The organism is Blautia sp. AF14-40 (genome assembly GCF_003479665.1).
Taxonomy (GTDB): Bacteria; Bacillota; Clostridia; order Lachnospirales; family Lachnospiraceae; genus Fusicatenibacter; species Fusicatenibacter saccharivorans.
Genome location: NZ_QUHK01000002.1, coordinates 215,874 through 237,311 on the forward strand (window position 1 = coordinate 215,874; position 21,438 = coordinate 237,311).

Annotated in this window: 20 protein-coding genes and 1 pseudogene; 19 read left to right on the forward strand and 2 right to left on the reverse strand. The window is 49.4% G+C overall.

Annotation, left to right across the window (positions count from 1 at the left end):
• Nucleotides 1-8 precede the first annotated feature (8 nt).
• Nucleotides 9-1,313, forward strand: coding sequence for an ATP-binding cassette domain-containing protein (locus tag DWW13_RS02930; RefSeq protein WP_279220546.1), 1,305 nt, complete (start codon nucleotides 9-11; stop codon nucleotides 1,311-1,313).
• Between the two features lie 155 nt (nucleotides 1,314-1,468).
• On the forward strand, nucleotides 1,469-2,704 hold the full coding sequence (locus DWW13_RS02935; RefSeq protein ID WP_118600462.1) for a hypothetical protein: 1,236 nt from the start codon (nucleotides 1,469-1,471) through the stop codon (nucleotides 2,702-2,704).
• Between the two features lie 85 nt (nucleotides 2,705-2,789).
• On the opposite strand, the pseudogene DWW13_RS20110 reads toward DWW13_RS02935, so the two are convergent.
• Nucleotides 2,790-2,897 (reverse strand): annotated as a pseudogene (locus tag DWW13_RS20110) (hypothetical protein); the annotation flags it as partial.
• A 101-nt stretch (nucleotides 2,898-2,998) separates the two neighbouring features.
• Here DWW13_RS20110 and glgB point away from each other — a divergent pair.
• From glgB to DWW13_RS03010, 15 genes are all read left to right on the forward strand, one after another.
• Nucleotides 2,999-5,725 (forward strand): 1,4-alpha-glucan branching protein GlgB, encoded by a 2,727-nt coding sequence (gene glgB, locus DWW13_RS02940; protein WP_118719181.1) that lies wholly within the window; start codon nucleotides 2,999-3,001, stop codon nucleotides 5,723-5,725.
• Nucleotides 5,726-5,728: 3 nt separating this feature from the next.
• Nucleotides 5,729-6,601 carry a mechanosensitive ion channel family protein gene (locus DWW13_RS02945; protein WP_118719149.1) on the forward strand — a complete coding sequence of 291 codons (873 nt, stop codon included), beginning with the start codon at nucleotides 5,729-5,731 and terminating at the stop codon, nucleotides 6,599-6,601.
• Between the two features lie 166 nt (nucleotides 6,602-6,767).
• A complete protein-coding gene (gene rimP / locus DWW13_RS02950) occupies nucleotides 6,768-7,235 on the forward strand; it encodes a ribosome maturation factor RimP (protein WP_022462927.1) in 468 nt (155 codons plus the stop codon).
• 31 nt (nucleotides 7,236-7,266) lie between these two features.
• Nucleotides 7,267-8,451, forward strand: coding sequence for a transcription termination factor NusA (gene nusA / locus DWW13_RS02955; protein WP_118600458.1), 1,185 nt, complete (start codon nucleotides 7,267-7,269; stop codon nucleotides 8,449-8,451).
• A gap of 30 nt (nucleotides 8,452-8,481) precedes the next feature.
• Complete coding sequence (gene rnpM, locus DWW13_RS02960) at nucleotides 8,482-8,760, forward strand: RNase P modulator RnpM (protein WP_022462929.1); 279 nt, start codon at nucleotides 8,482-8,484, stop codon at nucleotides 8,758-8,760.
• Nucleotides 8,744-9,055, forward strand: coding sequence for a L7Ae/L30e/S12e/Gadd45 family ribosomal protein (locus DWW13_RS02965; protein WP_055221524.1), 312 nt, complete (start codon nucleotides 8,744-8,746; stop codon nucleotides 9,053-9,055). The genes rnpM and DWW13_RS02965 overlap by 17 nt, the downstream gene beginning before the upstream one ends.
• Before the next feature lie 95 nt (nucleotides 9,056-9,150).
• Nucleotides 9,151-11,760 (forward strand): translation initiation factor IF-2, encoded by a 2,610-nt coding sequence (infB, locus tag DWW13_RS02970; protein WP_334294901.1) that lies wholly within the window; start codon nucleotides 9,151-9,153, stop codon nucleotides 11,758-11,760.
• Between the two features lie 15 nt (nucleotides 11,761-11,775).
• Entirely contained in the window at nucleotides 11,776-12,162 is a 387-nt protein-coding gene (gene rbfA / locus DWW13_RS02975) for a 30S ribosome-binding factor RbfA (RefSeq protein WP_022462931.1), read from the forward strand.
• Nucleotides 12,149-13,132, forward strand: a complete 984-nt coding sequence (locus DWW13_RS02980) for a DHH family phosphoesterase (protein WP_117509186.1) — start codon at nucleotides 12,149-12,151, stop codon at nucleotides 13,130-13,132. The genes rbfA and DWW13_RS02980 overlap by 14 nt, the downstream gene beginning before the upstream one ends.
• A gap of 72 nt (nucleotides 13,133-13,204) precedes the next feature.
• On the forward strand, nucleotides 13,205-14,131 hold the full coding sequence (gene truB, locus DWW13_RS02985) for a tRNA pseudouridine(55) synthase TruB (protein ID WP_117509185.1): 927 nt from the start codon (nucleotides 13,205-13,207) through the stop codon (nucleotides 14,129-14,131).
• Nucleotides 14,128-15,063 carry a bifunctional riboflavin kinase/FAD synthetase gene (locus DWW13_RS02990; protein ID WP_118719151.1) on the forward strand — a complete coding sequence of 312 codons (936 nt, stop codon included), beginning with the start codon at nucleotides 14,128-14,130 and terminating at the stop codon, nucleotides 15,061-15,063. Before truB ends, DWW13_RS02990 begins: the two co-directional genes overlap by 4 nt.
• Nucleotides 15,064-15,349: 286 nt before the next feature.
• The gene (rpsO, locus tag DWW13_RS02995; protein WP_022462935.1) at nucleotides 15,350-15,616 is read left to right on the forward strand and encodes a 30S ribosomal protein S15; all 267 of its coding nucleotides are present in this window, start codon (nucleotides 15,350-15,352) and stop codon (nucleotides 15,614-15,616) included.
• Nucleotides 15,617-15,868: 252 nt separating this feature from the next.
• Nucleotides 15,869-17,965, forward strand: coding sequence for a polyribonucleotide nucleotidyltransferase (locus tag DWW13_RS03000; protein WP_118719153.1), 2,097 nt, complete (start codon nucleotides 15,869-15,871; stop codon nucleotides 17,963-17,965).
• Nucleotides 17,966-18,065: 100 nt separating this feature from the next.
• A complete protein-coding gene (gene nrdG / locus DWW13_RS03005; RefSeq protein ID WP_022462937.1) occupies nucleotides 18,066-18,560 on the forward strand; it encodes an anaerobic ribonucleoside-triphosphate reductase activating protein in 495 nt (164 codons plus the stop codon).
• Nucleotides 18,561-18,585: 25 nt separating this feature from the next.
• Nucleotides 18,586-19,020, forward strand: coding sequence for a dUTP diphosphatase (locus tag DWW13_RS03010; protein WP_022462938.1), 435 nt, complete (start codon nucleotides 18,586-18,588; stop codon nucleotides 19,018-19,020).
• A gap of 139 nt (nucleotides 19,021-19,159) precedes the next feature.
• Here DWW13_RS03010 and DWW13_RS03015 read toward each other — a convergent pair whose 3' ends face one another.
• Nucleotides 19,160-20,125, reverse strand: a complete 966-nt coding sequence (locus DWW13_RS03015) for an NYN domain-containing protein (protein WP_118719155.1) — start codon at nucleotides 20,123-20,125, stop codon at nucleotides 19,160-19,162.
• A gap of 258 nt (nucleotides 20,126-20,383) precedes the next feature.
• On the opposite strand from DWW13_RS03015, the gene DWW13_RS03020 reads away from it, so the two are divergent.
• Together DWW13_RS03020 and DWW13_RS03025 are read left to right on the forward strand one after the other, a co-directional pair.
• Nucleotides 20,384-20,593 (forward strand): helix-turn-helix transcriptional regulator, encoded by a 210-nt coding sequence (locus DWW13_RS03020; protein ID WP_022462940.1) that lies wholly within the window; start codon nucleotides 20,384-20,386, stop codon nucleotides 20,591-20,593.
• On the forward strand, nucleotides 20,590-21,381 hold the full coding sequence (locus tag DWW13_RS03025; protein ID WP_055265452.1) for a DUF3169 family protein: 792 nt from the start codon (nucleotides 20,590-20,592) through the stop codon (nucleotides 21,379-21,381). The genes DWW13_RS03020 and DWW13_RS03025 overlap by 4 nt, the downstream gene beginning before the upstream one ends.
• Nucleotides 21,382-21,438 lie beyond the last annotated feature (57 nt).

Sequence of the window (21,438 nt, forward strand, 5' to 3'; positions counted from 1 at the left end):
GTTTGAAAGTGTCTACAAAGCAGGAAAGCAAGACCACTGTTTCGCATCTGCCGGAGCATGGTCCGATTGACGAAAATGGAAGAGAAATCTTACTGCAGGTAAAAAATGTAGATATCACTTTCGGCAAGGGCGATGACGCAGTCAAAGCGGTAAAAAATGCTTCTTTTGACATCTACAAGGGAGAAACCTTCTCCCTCGTAGGCGAGTCCGGTTCCGGAAAGACCACGATCGGCCGTGCGGTCATTCGTGTCAACCCGTGTTCCGCAGGAGAGATCCTGTACAAGGGTGTTAAAATTTCCGGCAAGATTCCGCATTCCCTGGACCGGGAGGTTATCCGAAACATTCAGATGGTATTCCAGGATCCTGCCGCATCGTTAAATGAGCGTGCGACGGTCGATTACATCGTATCCGAGGGTCTTTACAACTTCCATCTGTACGAGAACGAGGCAGACCGTGTGAAAAAGGTAGAGAACATGATCAACGAAGTTGGTCTTCTGCCGGAGCACCTGACCCGTTACCCACATGAGTTCTCCGGCGGACAGCGCCAGCGTATCGGTCTGGCCCGTGCCATGGTTATGGAGCCGGAGCTGGTTGTAGCCGATGAGCCGATCTCCGCACTGGACGTATCGATTCGTGCCCAGGTCCTCAATCTGCTGAAGAAATTCCAGAGAGAAAAACAGGTTACTTATCTGTTTATCGCCCATGACCTTTCCATCGTACGGTTCATTTCCGACCGTATCGGTGTTATCTACAAAGGAAATATCGTAGAGGTTGCGGACGCAGAGGAGCTGTTCAACTTCCCGCTGCATCCATACACCCATTCCCTGATCTCTGCGATCCCGATTCCGGATCCGCAGCTTGAGAAGAACAAAGTGCTGTACACCTACGATCCGTCCATTCACGATTATTCCGTGGACAAACCGGAGTTCGTGGATATCGGACACAACCACTTTGTATACGGAAACAAGAAAGAGATCGAAGAGTACAAGGCACTCCGTGAAAAGGGAGAGCCGCTGCAGCCGATCACCATCAAAAAGCCTGGCGAGAAAGTAAAAGAGGAGAACCACGAGGTTCATCTTTCCAAGGCAGAAGATGAGTTCCTGAAAACTCCGGTTCACGATACCGGAAGCATCTGGTACAAAGTGCTGTCGTTCTTCTTCCCGATCATCGGTATTATCGCAGCAATGGTATACAAAAAGAAACAGTACTATCACAACTATAAAGCATGTAAGCAGGGCGCGCTGTACGGATTCGCCGTACTGGCCGTGATTCTCCTGATCTTTATCATTGCATTGATATTGGTTGTCCTATAGCAGACTGTGAAAAGCAAAGCAGTGTCAGAATCGAAAGTCTTTTGATTCCGGCGCTGCTTTTTTTGTGCCGTTTTACTTGACGGGAGACATATTTTCTGGGACAATAAAACACAGTGCGAATGAAGGGGAGAACTTAAAGTAAGAGGAGTAAAAGAATGGGAAGAACAGTAAAAGATCCAAACAGACGGCAGCCGAAGCCGGTGCAGAAAGTTCAGCTCTCTGAAAAGAATGTCGGACGGCGCATCGTGCTTGTGGTACTGTTTCTGGCGATCGGATCCGGTTTTCTGGTGTATGGTTTTATGAATTTTCTGCGCGGCGATTCCGGCTGGCGCGAAATCAGCGTGAAGGCGGGCTCGGAGCTGAACTGCAGCGAGGATTTCACACTGAAATATAATGTCGGTGCAGGCGGCGTATCGGCGGGTGGGGAGGCAAAGGCACTCTCGCTGATTTATACCGATGCGGCGGTGAAGGGCTACCGGCTTTTCAATATCGACGAGAGTTTCGATGATGTGACAAACCTGTACGATATCAACCAGCATCCAAACGAAGTGATGACGGTAGATCCGGTTTTGTACGATGCCCTGAAAAAAGTATCCGATGCCAACTGCCGGGAAATCTATCTGGGACCGCTGTACGCGTCACTGGAAAATCTCTGCATGAGCAATGATGATGCGGCCGCAGCACAGTTCGATCCGGAGAAGGATGATGATGCGGCAGAGGAAGCGGCAGCCGTCGCAGCCTTTGCGCAGAACCCGGATGACATTTCCATGGAATTCCCGGGAGAAAACCAGGTCTGCCTGCATGTGTCGGATGCGTATCAGGCATATGCCGCAGAGATGGGCTACACGGCGTATCTCGACTTTTTCTGGATGAAAAATGCTTTTTTGATTGACTATCTGGCGGACATGATCCGCGGCAAGGGCTATCAGCTCGGCATTATTTCCAGCAAGGACGGATTTGTGCGCTGTCTCGATGAAACAGGGGAAAAAGAGTACCAGTACCCGCTGTACCATCTTTCCGGGAATGAAATTCAGTCACATGGAACGATGACGTACGAGGGACCGAAAAGTATCGTATTTTTCCACGCTTACCAGGCGGGCAGTCCCGATACGTACCGCTATTACCAGTATCAGGACGGAACGATGCGCACGCCGTATCTTAGCGCGTCAGACGGAAAAGATCACACGGCAGCATCAGAACTGATCGTCTATTCCGGTGAATATGGCTGTGCTGATACGCTGCTTGCAGCATTTTTCGATTATCAGGCCGAATCGCTTTCCGGGGAGCTCTTGAAAACACTGGCTTCACAGAAAATTTACAGTGTCTGGTTTGAGAACAATGAGATTCAGACCACAGACGGAAAGTTTTCCGTGACAGCGGTGAATAAATAAAAAAACAGAATAAAAAAACAAACCAGATTTGCATTGTACAATCGCGGTTAGGATGGTAAAATAAAAACAGAATTTGAAAAATCATTTCCACAATCTGCAAGCCCCACTTCGCGATCTGTTTTGACTTTATCCGGTTGCTGCAGACCGTTTGGGCTGAAAATGGGACTCGCAGCTCACGAAAAGCTTTTTTCAAACACGCTCTGGCATGAATGAGTGCTTTTTTATGCGATTTTGTATGGGGGAAGCAGCAGCGAGAGCACGTAAAATAAAAAAGGAGGGGTTATAATTTTGAAAATGGAAGAAAAATTATACGATTATATGGATTGGGCGGAAATAGAAGCCGTGGTCTATTCCGAGGAAAATCATCCAAGAGACATCTTGGGACCGCGCGTAACGGAGGATGGTATTTTGATTCAGGCGTTTTTCCCGGGTGCAACCCGTGCAGCCGTACATACGATTCGCGACGGAAAACAGACTGAAATGGTCTGCGAGGATGAAGCAGGATTTTTCGCTGTTCTGCTTCCGGGAAAGAAAATTCCGTCCTATACGCTGATCTACTGGGACGGCGACGGAAACCAGATGGAGCATTACGATCCGTACGCCTATCCGATGCAGTTCACCGAGCAGGAACAGAAACAGTTTGAAAACGGCATCTGTTATTCCATCTATGAGAAGCTGGGTGCACACCCGGTAAAGATCGATGGTATCAGCGGTGTTTACTTCGCTGTCTGGGCACCGAATGCGATCCGTGTCAGTGTTGTCGGAAATTTCAATAACTGGGACGGAAGAGCATATCAGATGAATCTTCTGGAGTCCGGAATTTACGAGCTCTTTATCCCCGGTGTTCGCGCGGGCGACATCTATAAATATGAAATCAAGGCAAAGGGCGGTCTGACGTATCTGAAATCGGATCCATACGCGAATGCAGCACAGCTGCGTCCGAACAATGCGAGTGTTGTGGTTGATCTTGGAAAATATGCGTGGCAGGATGAGAACTGGATGAAGAAGCGTGGTGTCACACAGGGCGACAAAGCGCCGATTTCTGTTTATGAAGTGCATCTTGGCTCCTGGAAAAAACCGGACGATGGCCGTGAATTTTATAACTACCGTGAGATCGCTCCGATGCTGGCTTCTTATGTGAAAGAGCTCGGCTACACCCATGTTGAGCTGATGCCGGTGATGGAGCATCCGCTCGATGAATCCTGGGGTTATCAGGTAACAGGCTATTACGCACCGACAGCACGATACGGAACGCCGGATGACTTCCGCTATTTTATGGATACGATGCACCAGAACGACATTGGTGTTATTCTCGACTGGGTACCGGCACACTTCCCGCGCGATACCTTCGGACTTTCTGCGTTTGATGGAACGTGTCTGTACGAGCATTTTGACCCGAGACAGGGATCCCATCCACACTGGGGCACGCTGATTTACAATTACGGCAGACCGGAAGTAAAGAACTTCCTGATTGCCAATGCTCTTTTCTGGGCAAAAGAGTATCATGCCGACGGAATCCGTATGGATGCGGTTGCTTCGATGCTGTATCTTGATTATGGCAAGCAGGACGGGGAGTGGGTCGCAAATATCTACGGCGGAAATGAGAACCTTGAGGCGATCGAATTTTTAAAACATCTGAACTCCATCTTCAAAAAAGAGTTTCCGGATGCACTTCTTATCGCAGAGGAATCGACCGCATGGCCGAAGGTGACGGGAGACCTCGATGACGAAGGCCTTGGCTTCGACTACAAGTGGAATATGGGCTGGATGAATGATTTTACGGAATATATGAAATATGATCCGGTATACCGCGGTGCGCACCATGATCAGCTGACATTTTCTATGGTATACGCTTACTCGGAGAAATTCATGCTGAGTTTGTCACACGATGAAGTGGTTCATCTGAAAGGGTCTATGTATACCAAAATGCCGGGTACACCGGAGCAGAAAATGGCAAATCTTCGTCTGGCGTACGCTTATCAGATGGTGCATCCCGGAAAGAAGCTTCTGTTTATGGGACAGGAATTCGGACAGGAAAAAGAGTGGAATGAGAAACAGTCCCTGTCCTGGGAGCTTCTTGAGGACAAGGAACATCTGCAGCTAAAAAACTATATGGCGGCACTTTATGCATTCTACAAAGCAAATCCGGCATTGTATCAGCTTGACGAAAAGCCGGAGGGCTTTGAGTGGATCAATGGCATGGAGTGGGAAAAGAATCTTCTGATCTTCCTTCGCAGAACAAGGAAGAAAGAAGATACGCTGCTTGTCGTATGCAACTTCTCGAATGTCGAGTACGATGATTTCCGCATTGGTGTGCCGTATCCAGGAAAGTACAAAGAGATGTTCAACAGTGATGCAGAAGCTTATGGCGGAACAGGCGTCGGAAATCCACGCGTGAAAATGTCGAAAAAAACAGAGTGCGACGAGCGGAAAAACTCGATTACCGTAAAACTCGCACCGCTTTCTGTTCAGGTATTTTCTTATACGAAGCCGGAGACGGGCGCTGCAAGCAATAAGAGCGCAAAGGCAAAAACTGCAGCGAAAGCGGCAGCAGAGAAGAAAACCGGAAAGAAGGGAAAACCGGCTGGAAAAACGGAAGAAGCAGTAAAAGCAGTAAAAGCAAAGAAAACAACAAAGACTGCCCAAAAAGCAGAGAAAAAGGTATCGGAAAAAACGGTGAAAACCGCAGAGAAAAAGCAGGGAACTACGACTGCGACAGAGAAGGTGGAGAAAGCCGTAAAGCAGGCGATCGACAGCAAACCGGTGAAAACGGTAGAGCAGACGGTGGACAAGCTGGTGAAAGCCGGAAAATCCGCAGCGGCAGAGGCAGCAAAAGCCGTGGAAAAATACCGCGCAGCCGCCGATCCGGAAAAGAAGCCGGCTACAAAGCCGGAAACTAAGCCGGAAACCAAGTCGGAAGCAAAATCAGAGGCAAAACCAGAGACAAAAACGAAAAAAAGCACAGGCATGAGTGAACTCGGCGAGGAGCTGCAGAGAAAATTCGAGACAGAGGAGAGATAACACATGGTGAATCTGACAGCGGCGGAACGCGTCTATGAATACTGGATCGATAAGGCCTCTTCGGCTGCCGATCTGGTGCTGAAGATCGTGTTTGCAGTAATTCTGTTTCTGGTTGCACGCAAACTGATCCTGTGGCTCTGCGGTCTGATCCGGAAAAACATGCGGCGTTTTCACACGGAGGAGGCGGTGGTCAGTTTCACCGCTTCCATGGTGAAATACAGTCTGAACACGCTGCTGGTGCTGACCATTATCGTTCAGCTCGGTATCGTATCCGAAGCGTCGATCGCAGCAGCCATCGCCTCCGCCGGCGTTGCCGTATCCCTGGCACTGCAGGGCGGCCTCTCGAACTTTGCAGGCGGCGTGATGATTCTGTTGCTGAAGCCATTTAAGGTCGGTGACTACATCATCTTCCCGGGCGAAGGTCAGGAGGGAACGGTCAAAAAGATTGAGATGTATTACACGACAATCAACAGCATCGACAACCGTACCATCATGATCCCGAACGCCAATCTTACGAATCACACCATCATCAACGTGACGGCAATGGACCGCAGAAAGCTGGAAATCAAAGTCGGCATTTCTTATGAGTCCGATATCAGAAAAGCGAAGGACATCCTGCGCCGCCTCGTTGAGGAGGAGCCGCATTTTCAGTCGGAGGAGCAGCAGTTTTTCGTAGATGAGCTGGGCGAGAGCGCGATCACGGTCGGTCTGCGCGCCTGGGTCGCAACGGAAAATTACTGGCCGGTCAAATGGAAAATGAATGAGCGCATCAAAGAAGAGTTTGACGCGGCGGGAATTTCCATCCCGTATAACCAGCTCGATGTCCACATCTGCCCGGAACCGGCGAACAAAAAAGCCGGAAAAGGCGATAAATAAAGGATATTTTGAAAATTAACCCTTGCAATTGCACGGAAAAGGTGCTATAGTAAAACTGTTAATAAGTGACTGTTAAGGAGTGGACGATTTCGTCCACTCTTTCTTGTGTACAGGGAAATGAAAGAATTTTTCGAAAGTTTCCCTGAATCAAAAAGGTGGTGAGGATTTGAGCAGAAGAGAAGAATACGAACAGAAGGCAGAAGAACTGATCACTCCGATTGTAGAAGCCAATGGTTTTGAACTGGTGGATGTGGAGTATGTCAAAGAGGGCGGTACCTGGTACCTGCGTGCTTACATCGACAAAGAAGGCGGAATTACCGTGGATGACTGCGAAATCGTCAGCCGTGCATTTTCTGACCGGCTGGACGCAGAGGACTTTATCGATGACGCCTATATCATGGAGGTCAGCTCCCCGGGCCTTGGACGTCCGCTGAAAAAAGAGAAAGACTATAAGAGAAGCATGGGAAAAGAGCTGGAAATCCGGACATACCGTGCGATCGAGAGAAACCGGGAATTTTACGGAATACTCACCGCATATGATGATAACAGTGTGACCATTTTGGAGGAGGACGGAACAGAGCGCGTCTTCCAGAAAAGCGATATTGCATTGATCCGTTTAGCATTTGATTTCTAAACAGACGCAGATACAGGAGGAAAAGAGAAAAATGAATACAGAATTAATGGAGGCCCTTGAAGTTCTTGAGAAAGAGAAGAATATCAGCAAAGATACCCTGCTTGAGGCAATTGAGCAGTCGCTGATCCAGGCCTGTAAAAACCATTTTGGCAAAGCAGATAATGTAAAGGTAAGCATTAACGCCCAGACTGGTGATTTCAAAGTCGTAGCAGAGAAAACCGTTGTTGATCTGGTACAGGATCCGATCATGGAGATCGCCCTTTCCGATGCAAAACGTGCAGACTCCCGCTATGAACTCGGCGATATCGTTCCGGTAGAAATCAAATCCAAAGAGTTCGGCCGTATTGCAACCCAGAATGCCAAAAACGTCATTCTTCAGAAGATCCGTGAGGAAGAGCGTAAAGTTCTGTTTGATCAGTACTTCGAGAAAGAGCACGATGTGGTTACCGGTGTGGTACAGCGCTATGTAGGACGCAACGTCAGCATCAACCTCGGTAAAGTAGACGCTCTGCTGACCGAGAACGAGCAGGTCAAAGGCGAGAAATTTGAGCCGACCCAGCGTGTGAAAGTATACGTTCTGGAAGTAAAGAATACAACCAAGGGACCGAAAGTCATGGTATCCCGTACCCATCCGGAACTCGTAAAACGTCTCTTTGAGTCTGAGGTTTCCGAGGTTGCAGAAGGCATCGTAGAGATCAAGAGCATTGCCCGTGAGGCAGGAAGCCGTACGAAAATGGCAGTATGGTCCAACGATCCGAACGTCGATGCAGTCGGCGCATGCGTCGGTATGAACGGAAGCCGTGTCAACGCGGTTGTCAATGAGCTGAACGGAGAGAAGATCGACATCATTACATGGGATGAGAACCCGGCACTCCTGATCGAGAACGCACTGAGCCCGGCAAAAGTTATCTCCGTTATGGCAGATCCGGATGAGAAGACCGCAAAAGTAATCGTTCCGGATTACCAGCTTTCCCTTGCCATCGGTAAAGAGGGACAGAACGCAAGACTTGCCGCACGTCTGACCGGATTCAAGATCGACATTAAGAGCGAGACTCAGGCACGCGAGGCAGGAGACTTCGACTACGTAGAAGAAGAGGAATACGAGGAAGAGGACAATTACGATGAGTCCGCAGCAGAGGAGGGAACCATCTCTGCAGAAGAAAACTTCGACGAGAATGATGTAGAAACAGCAGAGAAAGCCGGAGACGAAGAGTAATTAAAATAAAAACAAAGGCGGGATGAGCATTTGAGTACAGTTCGTAAAGTGCCGCTGCGTAAATGCATTGGCTGCAATGAAATGAAAAACAAAAAAGAAATGATCCGCGTGGTGAAAACCACCGAAGGAACGATTGTTCCGGACACAACCGGAAGAATGAACGGACGCGGTGCTTATGTCTGCTCTCTGGAATGCCTTGGGAAAGCAATGAAAAACAAAGGACTTTCCCGTTCTCTGAAGGCAGAAATTCCATCAGAGGTTTATGAGCAGTTAAAGGAGGCATTTGCGAAGATTGAACAGTCAAAGTAAAGGATTATCCATGCTGGGCCTTGCCATGAAGGCGGGTAAGGTATCGAGCGGCGAATTTGCGACCGAGCAGGCCGTAAAGAGCGGAAGCGCATACCTTGTCATTCTGGCGGAAACGGCGTCGGCCAATACACAGAAGAAATTTCGCAATATGTGTGCATACTATAAAGTGCCATGCATTCTTTTTGGGGACAAAGAGCAGCTTGGAAGAGCCATCGGAAGAGAATACCGTTCTTCCCTTGCCGTATGTGAAGCGCATTTTGCAGAAAAAATAGCAGCATTGTTGGCAGAAGCGTAAGGCGTAAGGCCGGAAAGGTCGGTGGATGGATGCAGGAAACACGAAAACCGCAGAAAGAGGAGAAAAGATCATTGGAAAAGAAAGATACAGAAAATATGGAAATGAAGAAACCGGAAGAGCAGGCAAAACCGAAGAAAAAGAAAATTATTTCCGTTGTGCGTCCGCAGAACGCAACAAGTAAAGAAGCAAAAGAGTTCACAAAGAACCAGGGACAGAAAAAAGACCGCCCGTCCCGCGGAAATGGCCGTCCGGAAGGAAACCGCAATGGAAACGGAAGAAGCGAGGACCGTCCGAACCGTGGAAACGGAAACGGCGGAAATGGAGATCGTCCGAACCGCAATGGAGACCGTCCGCAGGGAGAGCGCCGTTTCAACAATAACGGAGACCGTCCGAACCGCAATGGAGACCGTCCGCAGGGAGAGCGCCGCTTCAACAATAACGGAGACCGCCCGAACCGCAGCGGAGACCGTCCGCAGGGAGAACGCCGCTTCGGCGGAAACAATGGAGACCGCCCGAACCGCAGCGGAGACCGTCCGGGAGGAGACCGCAATAACGGCGGAAGAAGCGGAAACGGTGAGAGAAGCGGAAGACCATTCGGTGAGCGTTCCGCACGTCCAAACGGAGGCAGACCGGGAAATAATGGCGGAAGACCGTTCGCAGGAAAGGATGATGATTCCCAGAATCAGAACCGCCGTCCGGGAGGAGACCGCCGCAGAACCGAGCATAAGAGCTCTGCAGGCGATACAATGAGCCTTGGCATCAAGAAGCCAGGCCGTGATACAGGAAGAAAAGAAAAAGACAAAAACAAAGATTCTTTAAGAGAAAATAAATTCAGTGAAGACAGAGGAAGAGGCGGAAACCGTCCGAACCAGGGACATCATCAGCAGTCCAGACTCCCGAAAGCGCTCCAGAAACCGGTCAACAAACCGAAACAGGAAGCTCCGAAGGATGAGGTAAAGGAGATTACCCTGCCGGAGAAAATGACTATCCGCGAGCTGGCTGAGAAGATGAAAATGCAGCCGGCAGTCATCGTAAAGAAACTGTTCATGGAAGGAACGATGGTTACCGTAAACCATGAGATCGATTTCGAAAAAGCACAGGAAATCGCGCTTGATTATAACATCATCGCTGAGCCGGAAGAGAAAGTCGATGTGATCGAAGAGCTCTTAAAAGAGGACGAAGAGGATGAAAAAGACATGGTTCCGCGTCCGCCGGTAGTCTGCGTTATGGGACACGTTGACCACGGTAAAACATCTCTTCTGGACTGCATCCGGAACACCCATGTCACCGACCGCGAGGCTGGCGGTATTACCCAGCACATCGGTGCATACACCGTTTCGATCAACAAACAGAAGATTACGTTCCTCGATACCCCGGGACATGAGGCATTCACCGCTATGCGTATGCGTGGAGCCAATGCAACGGATATCGCCATTCTCGTTGTCGCAGCAGACGACGGTGTGATGCCGCAGACCGTTGAGGCAATCAACCATGCAAAAGCAGCCGGCGTTGAGATCATCGTTGCGATCAATAAGATCGATAAACCAGGCGCAAACATAGAGCGTGTAAAACAGGAGCTCTCCGAGTACGAACTGATTCCGGAGGACTGGGGCGGAAGCACCGTATTCGTTCCGGTATCTGCAAAGAACAACGAAGGTATCGACGATCTGCTGGAGATGATCCTTCTGACTTCCGAAGTGCTCGAGCTGAAAGCAAACCCGAACCGGAAAGCAAGAGGTCTTGTCATCGAGGCTGAGCTGGATAAAGGAAAAGGACCGGTTGCTACCATTCTGGTACAGAAAGGTACCCTGCATGTCGGCGATTACATCGCAGCAGGCGCATGCTCCGGTAAAGTCCGTGCGATGATGGATGATAAGGGACGCCGCGTCAAAGAGGCAGGCCCGTCTACTCCGGTTGAGATTCTCGGACTTTCCGATGTTCCGAACGCAGGAGAGATCCTCGTTCAGACCGATAACGATAAAGAAGCAAAGAACTTCGCAGCAACCTTCGTGGCAGAGAACAAGAAGAACCTGCTTGAGGAGACAAAAGCGAAGATGTCCCTGGATGATCTGTTCAACCAGATTCAGGAGGGTAACTTAAAAGAACTGGCACTCGTTGTCAAAGCCGATGTACAGGGATCTGTCGAGGCAGTAAAACAGAGTCTTGTCAAACTCTCCAACGAGGAAGTTGCCGTACGCGTCATCCACGGCGGTGTCGGTGCGATCAACGAGTCCGACGTTATGCTGGCAACCGCATCTTCCGCCATCATTATCGGATTTAACGTACGCCCGGATGCGAACGCAAAATCCATGGCAGAGCAGAACGGCGTAGACATCCGTCTGTACCGTGTCATCTACCAGGCAATTGAGGATGTTGAGGCAGCCATGAAGGGTATGCTTGAGCCGGTTTACGAAGAGAAAGTTATCGGCCATGCCGAGGTACGTCAGCTCTTCAAGGCATCCGGTGTCGGAACGATCGCCGGAAGCTATGTACTGGACGGAACGTTCCAGAGAGGCTGCAAAGTTCGAATCAGCCGCGAAGGAAACCAGATCTTCGAAGGAAATCTGGCATCCCTCAAACGTTTCAAAGACGATGTCAAAGAAGTGCGCTCCGGCTATGAGTGCGGTCTTGTATTTGAAGGATTCAACGATCTTCAGGAGTTCGATCAGGTCGAGGCTTATATCATGGTAGAAGTGCCGAGATAGAAATGAGGAATTAAGTTGAGAAAAAACAGTATTAAAAACACCAGGATCAACGGGGAAGTACAGAAAGAGCTTTCCAACATCATCCGGAACGAGATCAAGGATCCGCGCATCGGAATGATGACCTCTGTCACAGCGGCAGAGGTAGCGCCGGATCTGAAGACGTGTAAAGTATATATCAGTGTGTTTGGCGATGATGAGGCGAAGAAAGAAACCATCCGCGGCTTAAAGAGCGCGGAGGGCTTCATCCGCCGTATGCTGGCCAAGACCATTAACCTCCGCAATACACCGGAGCTGACCTTTGTCCTGGATGAGTCGATTGAATATGGCGTTACGATGTCGAAACTGATTGATGAAGTAACACACAAAGAAGACAAAAAGGATGAGGAAAATGAAGAAAATTGATGAAATTCTAAACGGAGTCTCCTGCATGGCCATCGCCGGACACGTTCGTCCGGACGGTGACTGCATCGGTTCCTGCCTGGGATTATACCAGTATCTTCGCGACAATCGGCCGGAGATTCAGGCAGATGTCTATCTTGAGGATCCACGGCCGGAATTTTCCTATCTTCCGGGCTTTTCTGAGGTAAAGACAAGCTGTGAAGAGAAAGCGTACGACCTTGTGGTCCTTCTGGATGTATCCAGCGAGGACCGCATCGGCGTTGCCGCACCGCTTCTTGCAAAAGCGGGAAAGACGATCTGCATCGATCACCATGTGACGAATACAGAATATTGCGAAATCAATCACGTAGAGCCGGATGCAAGCTCTGCCTGCGAGGTGCTGTTTGGGCTTCTGGAGGAAGAAAAGATCTCCGAGCCGTGCGCCGAGGCGCTGTACACCGGTATTGTGACCGATTCCGGCGTATTCCAGTACAGCAGCACCTCTCCGCACACGATGCGGGTTGCGGCCGCTCTGATGGAAAAGGGAGTTCCGTTTACCAGAATCATCGAGGATGCATTCTTCAAGAAAACATACGTACAGAACCAGATTATGGGACGCACGCTGACAGAGAGCATCATGCTTCTCGACAAGCAGTGTATTGTCGGTATCGTGCGGAAGAAGGTCATGGACTTCTATGGCCTGACATCGGGAGATATGGACGGCATTGTCATCCAGTTAAAAAATACAGAAGGCGTTCACGTAGCGATCTTCCTGTATGAGCTGGAGCCGCAGGTCTTCAAAGTAAGCCTCCGCTCTGACGAGCTGGTTGATGTGAGCAAAATCGCAGCCGTATTCGGCGGCGGCGGCCATATCCGTGCGGCTGGCTGCACGATGTCAGGTTCTCCGTATGATGTAATCAACAATCTGACTCTGTATATCGAAAAACAGCTTCTTGCAGAAGAGGAAGAAGAGACGACAGAGGAAGAAGCATAAACAGGAAACAGCCGGGCGCAGAAAATATATCCACGCCCGGTTTTCTTGTGAAAAAGAGGGAGACAAAACAACATGATAAACGGAGTTCTGAACGTATGGAAAGAGGCGGGATTTACGTCGCATGACGTGGTTGCGAAGCTGCGCGGCATCCTGCACCAGAAAAAAATCGGCCACACCGGAACCCTAGACCCGGATGCGACGGGCGTGCTTCCGGTCTGCCTTGGAAAGGGAACGCGTCTCTGCGATATGCTGACCGATGAAACGAAGACGTATGAAGCGCTGCTTCACCTTGGAATCGCAACGGATACGCAGGACATGAGCGGAACCGTGACAGCAGAAGCGCCGGTGACCGTGACGGAAGAAGAGGTGCGGGACTGCATCGCCTCGTTTGTCGGGGAGCAGCAGCAGGTGCCGCCGATGTATTCCGCGCTGAAGGTTAATGGAAAGAAACTCTACGAGCTGGCGCGGGAAGGCATCGAGATCGAGCGGAAGGCCCGCACGGTGCACTTTTACGAGATCAGCATTCTGGAAGTGAAGCTTCCGCTGGTGCGCATGGAAGTAACGTGTTCGAAGGGAACGTATATCCGCACCCTGTGCCACGATATCGGCGAAAAACTGGGCTGCCACGGATGTATGGAGCAGCTGATCCGCACGAGAGTCGGCCAGTTTGACCGAAACGGAGCGCACACGCTTGACGAGATCGCAGCGATTGTCGGTGAGGGCCGCCTTTCGGAGATCCTCGTGCCGGTCGATGAAATGTTTGCCGCGCTGCGCAGCTTTGCGACAGCGGACGATCATGCGAAAAAGCTTGCGGAAAACGGAAATCCGCTGAAACCGGCGCAGATCCGCGAAATCGGGGAAACTGCTTCCGGCGGGGACTTCGCAGAAGACGAGGAGTTCCGCCTTTATCTCGATGGCGGAACGTTTGTCGGTATTTATCAATACAGACCATCACAAAACTTAACCAGACCGGTCAAGTTATTTCTGGAGAGAACATGAGATATCTAACAAAAACACTGGATTTTGACAGCAGAGGGGACAGCGTTGTAACCCTGGGAAAATTTGACGGCCTCCACCGGGGGCATATGCTTCTGATCCGTCGTGTCCTTGCAATCGGCAGAACGGAAGGACTGGAAACGGTTGTGTTTACGTTTGACGTGTCGCCACAGTCGAAAGTGCAGCATGTCAAGCCGCATCAGCTGTTGACGAATGAGGAGAGAAGAGCCCGCCTCGAACAGCTTGGCATGGACTGCCTTGTGGAATGCCCGTTTGTGGATGAAGTGATGCACATGACGCCGGAAGCCTTTATCAAAGAGATTCTGGTGGATAAGCTGCACGCGAAAAAAGTTGTTGTGGGAAAGGATTTCGGTTTTGGCTACAAGAGAAGCGGCACAGCCGAAATGCTGAAAGAAATGGGCCCGTCCCTTGGTTTTGAAACCGAGATCATCGAAAAAGCAGAGGAAAACGGCCGCGAGATCAGCAGCACCTGGGCACGGGAAGAGCTGGAACAGGGCAATATGGAAGCCGTGAGCGGTCTGCTCGGCTACGATTACGCGGTTCACGGCGAGATTGTCCACGGTCATGCACTCGGCAGAACGATCGGCGTGCCGACCATCAATCAGATCCCGCCGGCAGAAAAGCTGCTTCCGCCGTTCGGCGTCTACGTTTCCGAGGTGAAAATCGAAGGAAAAATTTATTACGGTATCACAAACATCGGTGTTAAGCCGACGGTACAGGAAAAATTTACCGGCGTGGAGACGAATCTTTTTGACTGCAGCGAGGATCTCTATGGAAAACAGGCGGAGGTTTCTCTGTTAAAATTCCTGCGCCCGGAGCAGAAATTTGCTTCGATCGACGCGCTGAAAAACCAGCTCGATCATGATGTTGCGGCAGGGAAAAAATATGTAGAAAAAAAGTTCGCTCAGCAGTGAAACACTCGCTGTTTCGCTGCGTAAGAAAGTGATTCAGGTGTGAGCAGCTCTCCTTTTGCGAAGCAAAACTTAAAATGAGAGCTGCGAAAGTTACAGTTCGGAGAACTGTAACTACGTGAAAATTCACCGCGAAAACATCTGATTTTAGTATTTACAATTCGAAAAGCGTATGCTATACTAATCGAGTATGCGGGACAAAAAAGATCCCCGGACCCTGATTCAGAGGCAGGACACTCCGACCACTTCTTAGTCAGCGGTGCAATCAAAATAACAGGAGGAATTTAAAATGATTTCGAAAGAAAAAAAACAGGCAATCATCAAAGAGTATGCAAGAACTGAGGGAGATACAGGATCACCGGAAGTACAGGTAGCTGTTCTTACCGCAAGAATCGAGGAGCTCACCGAGCATCTGAAAGTTCACCACAAAGATCATCACTCCAGAAGAGGTCTTCTGAAAATGGTTGGTCAGAGACGTGGTCTGCTTGACTACTTAAAGAAAACTGATATTGAAAGATACCGTGCTTTAATCGAGAAGTTAGGAATCAGAAAATAATCAGCTTGGAACAACGGGCGGGATACATTTTCCGCCCGTTTCTTTGCTTGTAAGATCAAAGACGCAAACGACATGGAGCCATTCTGAGCTGCATTGCATCCGTAAGAAGCTGCCAGTGGCAGGTTCTGGAGGTGCAGGAATTTTATCCGAGACCACTGAAAAACACATTGAAAAGCTGCATCCTGTCCGTATTCCGGTGTGCTTTTCAGTTGTTTCGGAAATTCTGCTCAGAAGAAAAAAAGGAGATTATTTATGTACAAGAGTTTTTCTATGGAACTGGCAGGCAGAACCCTGACCGTAGACGTAGGCCGTGTAGCAAAACAGGCAAACGGCGCAGCATTTATGCATTATGGCGATACTGTAGTTCTTTCTACAGCAACCGCATCTGAGAAACCGCGTGACGGCATCGACTTCTTCCCATTAAGCGTTGAGTACGAAGAGAAGATGTACGCCGTTGGAAAAATCCCGGGCGGATTCAACAAAAGAGAAGGAAAAGCAAGCGAGCACGCAATTCTGACCAGCCGTGTCATTGACCGTCCGATGCGTCCGCTGTTCCCAAAAGATTACCGCAACGATGTTACCTTAAACAACATGGTAATGTCTGTTGATCCGGATTGCGATCCGGAAGTAGTCGCAATGCTGGGTTCCGCAATCGCAACCTGCATTTCCGACATCCCGTTTGACGGTCCGTGTGCCATGACTCAGATCGGCATGATCGACGGCGAGTTCATTGTAAACCCGACTCTCGCACAGAAAGCCGTATCCGACCTGAAACTGACCGTAGCTTCCACCAGAGAGAAAGTCATCATGATCGAAGCCGGAGCAAAAGAGATTCCGGAAGCAAAAATGATCGACGCCATCTACAAAGCACACGAAGTAAACCAGGAAATCATCAAATTCATCGACAGCATCGTAGCAGAGGTTGGAAAACCGAAACACGCTTATGAGAGCTGCGCGATTCCGGAAGAGCTGTTTGCAGCGATCAAAGAGATCGTTCCTCCGGCCGAGATGGAAGAGGCTGTTTTCAGCGATGACAAACAGACAAGAGAAGAAAACATCCGTGTCATCACCGAGAAACTCGAGGAGGCATTTGCCGACAACGAAGAGTGGCTGGCAGTATTAGGCGAGGCTGTTTACCAGTATCAGAAAAAGACCGTTCGTAAGATGATCTTAAAAGACCACAAACGTCCGGACGGCCGTGCGATCACAGAAATCCGTCCTCTGGCAGCAGAGGTTGACATTATCCCGCGTGTTCATGGTTCCGCTATGTTCACCCGTGGACAGACTCAGATCTGCAACGTAACAACACTGGCTCCGCTTTCCGAAGCACAGAAACTGGACGGACTGGATGAGTTCGAGACCTCCAAACGTTACATGCATCAGTACAACTTCCCGTCCTACTCTGTAGGTGAAACAAAACCGTCCCGCGGACCGGGACGCCGTGAGATCGGCCATGGTGCTCTGGCAGAACGTGCCCTGGTTCCGGTACTTCCGACCGAGGAAGAGTTCCCGTACGCAATCCGTACCGTATCCGAGACCTTCGAGTCCAACGGTTCTACTTCCCAGGCAAGTATCTGTGCATCCACCATGTCTCTGATGGCTGCCGGTGTACCGATCAAAAAACCGGTTGCAGGTATCTCCTGCGGTCTGGTAACAGGCGAGACCGATGATGATTACCTCGTACTGACCGATATCCAGGGTCTCGAAGACTTCTTCGGCGACATGGACTTTAAGGTAGCTGGTACCCACGACGGAATCACTGCAATCCAGATGGATATCAAGATCCATGGACTGACCCGTCAGATCGTAGAAGAGGCGATTGCCAGAACGAAACAGGCAAGAGAGTACATCCTGACCGAGGTTATGGAGAAAGCGATCGCAGAGCCGCGTAAGACGGTCGGCGAGTTCGCTCCGAAGATCATCCAGATGATGATCGACCCGCAGAAGATCGGTGAAGTTGTCGGCCAGAGAGGAAAGACCATCAACGCCATCATCGATGAGACCGGCGTAAAGATCGACATCACAGATGACGGTGCAGTTTCCATCTGCGGAACCGAGCAGGCTATGATGGATCAGGCAAAGAAATATATCGAGATCATCGCAAGCGACTTTACCGAGGGACAGATCCTGACCGGAAAAGTTGTCAGCATCAAAGACTTCGGTGCTTTCCTTGAGTTCGCACCTGGAAAAGAAGGTCTGGTACACATCTCCAAGCTCGCCAAACAGCGTGTTGAGAAAGTAGAAGACGTTGTCAGCCTTGGCGATGTTGTAAAAGTAGTCTGCATGGGCAAAGATAAAATGGGCCGTGTAAGCTTCAGTATCAAGGATGTTCCGGCAGACGCGAAATAAATAGATCTGCCAGACGATAAAGAGCGGGGAACACAGAAAAAGGGATCTGCAAAACGGTTCGTTTTTCTGTGTTTTCTTATGTCCAATAGGAGTGAAAGCTATGAGATACCATAATATAACGAAAGACGATATGCTGAACGGAGACGGCCTGCGCGTCGTGCTCTGGGTCGCCGGATGCGGTCATCACTGCAAGGGATGTCAGAATCCGATTACCTGGGATCCAAATGGCGGCATCCCGTTTGATGACGCGGCAAAGGCAGAAATTTTTGAACAGCTGGACAAGGACTACATTTCCGGCATCACCTTCTCCGGCGGAGATCCGCTGCATGAGGCAAACCGGGCGGATGTGACGGCTCTGGCAAAAGAGATCAAGGAAAGATATCCGAAAAAAGATATCTGGGTTTACACCGGATATGAGTGGGAATCCGTCTGTGATCTGGAACTGATGGATTACACGGACGTGGTTGTGGACGGCCGCTTTATTCTTGCCCAGAGGGACGTTACCTTGGAATGGAAGGGCAGCCCGAATCAGAGAGTCATTGATGTGAAAAAGACGAGAGCACGCGGCGAAGTCGTACTGTTCGGCGAGAAATAGACACAAAAAGAAAAGGAGACGCTTTATGGAAACCATTAAAATTCAGTATTTAAACGATGAAATTGAGCGCCTGCGCTATATCGACGGAAAGTCCGACTGGATCGATCTGCGCGCAGCAGAGGAAGTGGAGTTAAAGGCCGGAGAATTTAAGCTGATTCACCTCGGCGTTGCGATGCAGCTGCCGGAAGGCTATGAGGCGCATATTGTGCCGAGAAGCAGCACCTTCAAGAACTTCGGCATTATCCAGACGAACCACTGCGGAATCATCGACGAGAGCTACTGCGGACCGAACGACTGGTTCTACATGCCGGCGTACGCCCTGCGCGACACCGTGATTCATGTGAATGACCGCATCTGCCAGTTCCGCATCGAGAAACACCAGCCGACCATCGGCTTTGAAGAAGTTGACCACTTAAACGGCGAGGACCGCGGCGGAATCGGAAGTACCGGAAAAAGATAACAACAGACGAAATAAAAAGAGCCTCCGGGTGTCAGAAAATCTGACATTTCCGGGGGCTTTTTGTTGCGGGCACACCAAACATGTACATGGTATATCAAACACGATCCGGATCCGGCGAATCTGGTTTATGTTTTGAATGCTATTGTTTCATCTGTACCGTATTGTTTATGATTTTGAATTTTTTGAAACTGTTGATAAAACTTGAAATCCTGCTATACCCATACTGCTTCACATCGAAGCCCGGGAAACGGTTCCGCAGGGCATCGTGAATAATGCTGAGGTTGTCGATATGGCCTCCGTTGGAGCAGATCAGATCCGTGATACATTTTTCGATCTGCTGGCGCGATACGGTGTTTTGGCGTTCCTTTACGAGGTAATTATGACCGGTTTTCAGCACTTCGATATCGTTCATGCTTTCTAGAAACGTGGAAAGTTTGGAATAACCGTAATTTCGAACGTCAAACTCTGAGAATTTCTTCTGCAGGATACTGCCGATCTCACTAAGTGTCGTATTTTTTCCGTGATCATTGTTCTCTGTCAGTACACGGGAAACCGTCCGCTCGATTTCTGCCTTGCTTGTAATGGAAGGGGTTTCGTCCTGAGAAGTGCCGTAGCGTGCCGGATTTTCCGAGACAGCGGTAATCGCAGGGGAGATATCGTCCTCGTTCTGGGAAATGATTTCGAGAATTTTAAAGGCATCGCACGCAACGCGGAAGGAAGAAGGGGTTTTCTGCTCGCCCATGCCGAGCACAAACATGCCGGATTCACGCAGACGCTGCGCCAGCTTGGTAAAATCAGAGTCCGAAGAAACCAGGCAGAAGCCCTCCACATTTCCGGAGTAGAGGATGTCCATGGCATCGATGATCATCGCGGAGTCAGTTGAATTTTTTCCGTTCGTATTGCTGTACTGCTGGATCGGATTGATCGAGTAGCGCAAAAGCTGCTCTTTCCAGCTCTTTTTCGAGATATCGGTCCAGTCCCCGTAGATCCGTTTGTACGTGGCAACACCCTGGTCGGAAACCTCGTCCAGGATATATTTGATGTATTTCGGGGAAACATTGTCCGCATCGATCAATACGGCAAACCGGCTGTCTTTCTGTTCCATAGATTCTGTCCTTTCTGCGGCTTGAATAGTTACGAAAATAGATATCTCTAGTTTAGTACATTTCGGCCTACAAATCAACCGGGAGTTTAACCGAATCAAGTAAGTCCCCTGCTTCCATTGCGAATATCCGCTTGACAATGACAAAAAAACTTGTCAAAACTATTGACAAATAAAGTTGTCAATAGTAGAGTAGTAGATGACAAGAAAAGTTGTCAAATAGAGAGCTCATCTAAAAACAAAGTGAAAGGGGATACTGCGATGCCGCTGTACAATCAGTTAAAAGAGTACCGTTCGAAGCTTGGCATCAACCAAACCGACCTTGGAAAAATGGCGGGAGTATCGAGACAGACCATCAGCCTGATCGAGCGGGGAGACTATTCACCGTCGGTGACACTGGCATTAAAACTTGCAAAAATCTGTGAAGTAAAAGTAGAAGATATTTTTCAATATGAGGAGGATGAATCATGAAAGAAAAACAGGGGAACAAACCAAATTCCTACGGAAAGTTGATGAAACGGATGCTGATTTATATGGGAATCGGCGGAGTCTGCGGTTTTTTTGTCGGAATTTTTATGATGTTCGGAGTGAAAAATGGCATGAGTGATCTGAGCGATCTGGTCCGCCCGCTGGCACTGCCGATCATTGCGGTAATTTTCGTTGTAAGCATTGTCCTGATGGAATTTTACAGCCGGAAATTAAAAGATACGATGAAGCATCTCGAAGAAGCAGAGGATGAACAGTACGAAGTCTTAAGCTATGAAGAAGAGAAATACGGCGCGATGCTGATGAGCTGCAATGTGATTTCGCAGGTCTGCGATATCATCGTGCTGACATTTACCTTTTCCCGTTCCTGGCTGGAAGAAGCATCGGGAAAAGAGCTCGCCGGATTCCTGGCAACCTGTGCTCTGTTTTGTATCAACTTCTTTCTCTATGGCTATTATCAGATGCGTTATGTAAAAATGGTTCAGGCAGCTCACCCGGAGAAGAGAGGCGATATGAACTCAAAAAACTTCCAGAAAGACTGGATGGCAAGTTGCGATGAGGCAGAAAAAGAGATGGTATATCAGAGTGCCTATAAGGCCTATATGGCGCTGGGAAAGATGATTCAGATCCTGCTGTGTGCGACGATGATCCTGCATCTGGTGTTCCATACCGGTATTCTCGCAGTCATTGTCGTGGGCGTCATTTATCTGACGATGACACTCACATATCATCGTTCCTGTGTAAGTCTGCAGAAAGCAAAACTGAATCTGTAATCCTGTAAATACAAAAAACTGCGTGGAATGCATTTCAGAATCGTGCATTCCGCGCAG

Coding starts and splice junctions, on each gene's coding strand:
- DWW13_RS03020 (WP_022462940.1), top strand. CDS start 20,384: ATGCCGCTGTACAATCAGTTAAAAGAGTACCGTTCGAAGCTTGGCATC.
- glgB (WP_118719181.1), top strand. CDS start 2,999: ATGGAAGAAAAATTATACGATTATATGGATTGGGCGGAAATAGAAGCC.
- DWW13_RS02945 (WP_118719149.1), top strand. CDS start 5,729: ATGGTGAATCTGACAGCGGCGGAACGCGTCTATGAATACTGGATCGAT.
- DWW13_RS03010 (WP_022462938.1), top strand. CDS start 18,586: ATGGAAACCATTAAAATTCAGTATTTAAACGATGAAATTGAGCGCCTG.
- truB (WP_117509185.1), top strand. CDS start 13,205: ATGATAAACGGAGTTCTGAACGTATGGAAAGAGGCGGGATTTACGTCG.
- infB (WP_334294901.1), top strand. CDS start 9,151: ATGGAAATGAAGAAACCGGAAGAGCAGGCAAAACCGAAGAAAAAGAAA.
- DWW13_RS02990 (WP_118719151.1), top strand. CDS start 14,128: ATGAGATATCTAACAAAAACACTGGATTTTGACAGCAGAGGGGACAGC.
- rpsO (WP_022462935.1), top strand. CDS start 15,350: ATGATTTCGAAAGAAAAAAAACAGGCAATCATCAAAGAGTATGCAAGA.
- DWW13_RS03025 (WP_055265452.1), top strand. CDS start 20,590: ATGAAAGAAAAACAGGGGAACAAACCAAATTCCTACGGAAAGTTGATG.
- DWW13_RS02935 (WP_118600462.1), top strand. CDS start 1,469: ATGGGAAGAACAGTAAAAGATCCAAACAGACGGCAGCCGAAGCCGGTG.
- nrdG (WP_022462937.1), top strand. CDS start 18,066: ATGAGATACCATAATATAACGAAAGACGATATGCTGAACGGAGACGGC.
- DWW13_RS03015 (WP_118719155.1), bottom strand. CDS start 20,125: ATGGAACAGAAAGACAGCCGGTTTGCCGTATTGATCGATGCGGACAAT.
- DWW13_RS03000 (WP_118719153.1), top strand. CDS start 15,869: ATGTACAAGAGTTTTTCTATGGAACTGGCAGGCAGAACCCTGACCGTA.
- DWW13_RS02980 (WP_117509186.1), top strand. CDS start 12,149: ATGAAGAAAATTGATGAAATTCTAAACGGAGTCTCCTGCATGGCCATC.
- nusA (WP_118600458.1), top strand. CDS start 7,267: ATGAATACAGAATTAATGGAGGCCCTTGAAGTTCTTGAGAAAGAGAAG.